The sequence below is a fragment of the Geminicoccus flavidas genome (assembly GCF_009806515.1).
Taxonomy (GTDB): Bacteria; Pseudomonadota; Alphaproteobacteria; order Geminicoccales; family Geminicoccaceae; genus Geminicoccus; species Geminicoccus flavidus.
This window is the reverse complement of record NZ_WUJP01000238.1, coordinates 1-3675: the sequence shown is the minus strand read 5'-3', so window position 1 is coordinate 3675 and position 3675 is coordinate 1. Positions and strand designations below refer to the sequence as shown.

Here is a 3675-nt window from a genome sequence, read left to right as displayed (position 1 = left end):
GCCGGCGCGCAGCCAAAGCGCGTGGGTCGTCCGGCTGGTTGTCCAGTTCCGCCCGCCCGCGCGCGGTCGTGTAATCGTAGAACTCGGCCGCGATCGAGCTGCGGTCGATCCTGGTCGTGTCCTGCCGCCAGTCCGTGTAGAGGCCGAGCTTGAAGTCCTGCGTGCGCACGCCCACCAGATGCAGGGGCGCCTCCTCCGGGTTGAGGTAGCCCGGCACCTGCTCGTCGGTGGCGAGCAGCACGTAGCGGCGCCCCCTGGCCTTGGCCGAGCGCAGCATCGGCAGCATGTCGTGGCGCTGGCCGTACAGTTCGGCGAGGCCAGCACGCAGCCAGCGGCGGCTGCCATGGTGGCCGATGCTCACCAGCAGGGGCAGGAGGTCGACCGAGGAGCTCAGCCCGGTCCGGATCTCGTCGATGTCGCCGGCAAAGCGCCCGGTGGGGTCCACCACGATCAGCGGCACGTGGAACGCCTCGTCGTAGAGCGTGCCGACCTTGCCGGACACGAAGCCGTGGGCGCCGGCATATTCGCCATGGTCCGAGGTGAACACGATCACCGTGTCACGGGCCACGTCCTTCGGCAGAGCCGCCAGCACCTCACCGATCCGCTGATCGACGATGCCCATGATCTGGGTGTAGGAGTCCAGATTGCGCTCCCAGTAGCGATGGGGCGCGTAGGCCACGCCGTAGTCGAGCGACGGCACCGGGTAGGGGACGACGCCAAAGTCGCGCTGTTTCGAATCGTCGGCCACGCCGCCCCAGACGAACTGCTGGAACAGCCGGGTGAAGGCCTGGGTGGGCGGCTTGCGTGCCTCGATGCGCGCGGCGGACTCCCAGTTCGGCGGCAGGGGCGGGTAGCCGTAGCGGCCTGGGCTCTTCAGCGGGTTGTCCGCCCAGCGCACCAGGGGTGGATAGACCGTGCCGTCGTGGAAGGAATAGTAGCGGAAGGGCTCCAGGCCAGTCCCGTCATACAGGTTGTTGAAGGTCCGGAACTCGGTGCCGGCCCAGAAGAACTCCTTGTCGTGCGGATTGACGAAGGAGACGGTCAGGCACCATGGCTGCTCCCGCACCTTGCGCGAGCCGAGCCAGGCCACTGCTTGGTCGGAGATGTACTGGTCGTTCAGATAGCCCTCGGCCTGGTTGCCGACCGTGCCCTGCAGGTTGGAGCCGGTCGGGTCCGGCTCGGTCAGGCCCTCGAACCCGTAGGCGCTGAGGTCGCCGGTCGATTCGGGCGGCAGCGAGACATGCCACTTGCCGATATAGGGCGTGCGGTAGCCGGCCCGGCGCAGGAGCTTGCCATAGGTCGGATAGGCTCGGTTGAGCACCGGCGAGATTGAGGCGCGCGCGTCCGGGGTCGCCAGGATCGTCGCGGCCAGCCAGCTCTGCTGCGAGTAGAGGCCCGAGATCAGCACGCCGCGCGACGGCGTGCAGGCGCAGGCTGCCGAGAAGTGGCGGCTGAACTTCACGCCCCCGCTCCACAGCCGGCGGTGCAGGTTCGGCATGAACCTGGCGAAGAACTGCCCGGCATCCTGCACGCCTTCGGGAAAGACTTTCGGGAAGCGCAACTGGTCGACCAGCACGAACAGGATGTTGGGTGGGCGCCGGAAATGGTGCCCGTGGCCTGCCGCCGCATCCGCAGGCAGTGAACTAAGCCCCACCATCAGTCCCGCCGCGGCCGACGTCTTGACCACGTCTCTGCGCTTCATGCTGCATTCCCCCTGAACTCCAGGGGATGCCGTCAAGGACATTCCTCTGGCGGTCGAAAATTCGCCGCCAGTCTACATGATTTTGCGTAAGTGCGGAGGTATTTTCCCCGGTTCTACGGTGCCGGCCCGGTCAGACCCGCCCGACCCGCAGCGACAGGGGGAAGCGGATTGGCCGGCATGTTTCCGGGTCGCCCCAGGCCGGCAGCAGCTCTGCACGGAACGGCGCGATCGGATCCTGTCCGAGGGCGGCGCGCGCCCGCTGCACCGCGGACCAGGTCCCGACATAGCCGATCAGGTCGTCCAGCCGCCACGCGACCTCGATCGCGAGCGGCGGCGCGGTGAATTCCCCGAACGGGAAGGGCAGGGACCGGTAGCCCTCCTCGACGAGGCGGCGCTCGGGCGGCCAGTAGGATTCGAGCGTGTCGCGGTAGAAGCGCTGCATGGCTGAACCGGCCGGCCCGTCGAGCTCCAGGATGCCGTAGCTGATCAGCGCCAGCACCGCACCCGGCCGTGCCACCCGCCGCACCTCGGCATAGAAGGCCGGCAGGTCGAACCAGTGCGCTGCCTGGGCAGCAGTGATCAGGTCTGCGCTGCCATCCGGCAGGCCGCTCCGATCCGCCGGCGCCACCTGGTACTCGACCCTCGGATGCGGCGTGGCCGCGGCGATCTGCTGGGCGCTGGCATCGGTTGCGACCACAAGGGCGAACCGGGCGGCAAGCAGGGTCGAGAGCTGGCCGCTGCCGCAGCCGCAGTCCAGGACGAGATCGTGGCCAGGCACCTGGCCCGCCAGGAAGTCGACCAGGGCGTCAGGATAGGTCGGGCGATGCGCGGCATAGCCTTGCGCAGTTCCCGAGAAGTGATCCTTGAAGCCCTGGCCGCCCATCCGCTCAGAGCTTGCCGGCGAGCGCGTTCTGGTAGAGCGCCTCGGCATCCGCCGCGGTGAGCTTGCGCGGGTTGGAGCCGGCGGTGGGATCCACCTCCGCCATCTTCGCCATCTCGGCGAACTTGTCCGCGCCGACCTTCAGCCCTTCCAGCGTGTTGGGGATGCCCAGCTCCTCGCGCAGGCGCAGGGCCCACTGGAGGAAGGCGTCGTAGCCGGACGTGCCGGACAGGCCTAGCCAGGCCGAGAGCCGCTCCATCCGCTCCGCGATCACCTCGCGATTGAACGCCAGCACATAGGGCATGAACACAGCATTGGTGAGGCCGTGATGGGTGTCGTAGATCGAGCCCACCGGATGGCTCAGCGAGTGGATGGCGCCCAGGCCCTTCTGAAAGGCGGTGGCGCCCATGGCCGAGGCGATCAGCATCTTGCCGCGCGCCTCCAGGTCGCCCCCGTCCGCCACCGCCTTGGGCAGGGCCTCCTTGACCAGCCGGATGCCTTCCACGGCGATGCCTTCCGCCATCGGGTGAAAGCCCGGCGCGCAATAGGCCTCGAGGCAGTGCGCCAGCGCGTCGAACCCGGTCCAGGCGGTTAGGTTCCTAGGCAGGCCGACCGTCATCTGCGCGTCGAGGATCGCGGTACTGGGCATCATCTTCGGGTGGAAGATGATCTTCTTGGTGTGGGTGCTCTCGTCGGTGATCACGCCGGCGCGGCCGACCTCGGAGCCGGTGCCGGCCGTGGTCGGGATCGCCACGATCGGCGCGATGCCGTCCGGGTTGGCCCGGGTCCACCAGTCGCCGATGTCCTCGAAGTCCCACATCGGCCGGGTCTGGCCGGCCATGAAGGCGATGACCTTGCCGGCATCCAAGCCCGAGCCGCCACCCAGAGCCACCACGCCGTCATGCTTGCCGGTGCGGAATACCTCCAGGCCCGCCGAGACATTGGCCGCGACCGGGTTGGGCTTCACGTCGAAGAACGTTGCCGCCTCGAGGCCGCCGGCCTGCAGCGTGTCCAGGACCGTGGCCATGATCGGCAGCTTGACGATGCCGGGATCGGTCACCACGAGCGGGCGCTGCATGCCCGCTGCCCTACA

The 3675-nt window shown here is 68.5% G+C and carries 3 protein-coding genes; all 3 read right to left on the bottom strand.

Annotation, left to right across the window (positions count from 1 at the left end; translation table 11 throughout):
* Positions 1–1702: sulfatase-like hydrolase/transferase (locus EQG76_RS06715; protein ID WP_159711775.1), on the bottom strand; the 1702-nt coding region annotated here is incomplete at its 3' end.
* Positions 1703–1832: 130 nt separating this feature from the next.
* A complete protein-coding gene (locus tag EQG76_RS06710; protein ID WP_159711773.1) occupies positions 1833–2585 on the bottom strand; it encodes a class I SAM-dependent methyltransferase in 753 nt (250 codons plus the stop codon).
* 4 nt (positions 2586–2589) lie between these two features.
* Positions 2590–3675, bottom strand: a 1086-nt coding sequence (locus EQG76_RS06705; protein ID WP_159711771.1) for an iron-containing alcohol dehydrogenase, incomplete at its 5' end; no start/stop codon positions are given.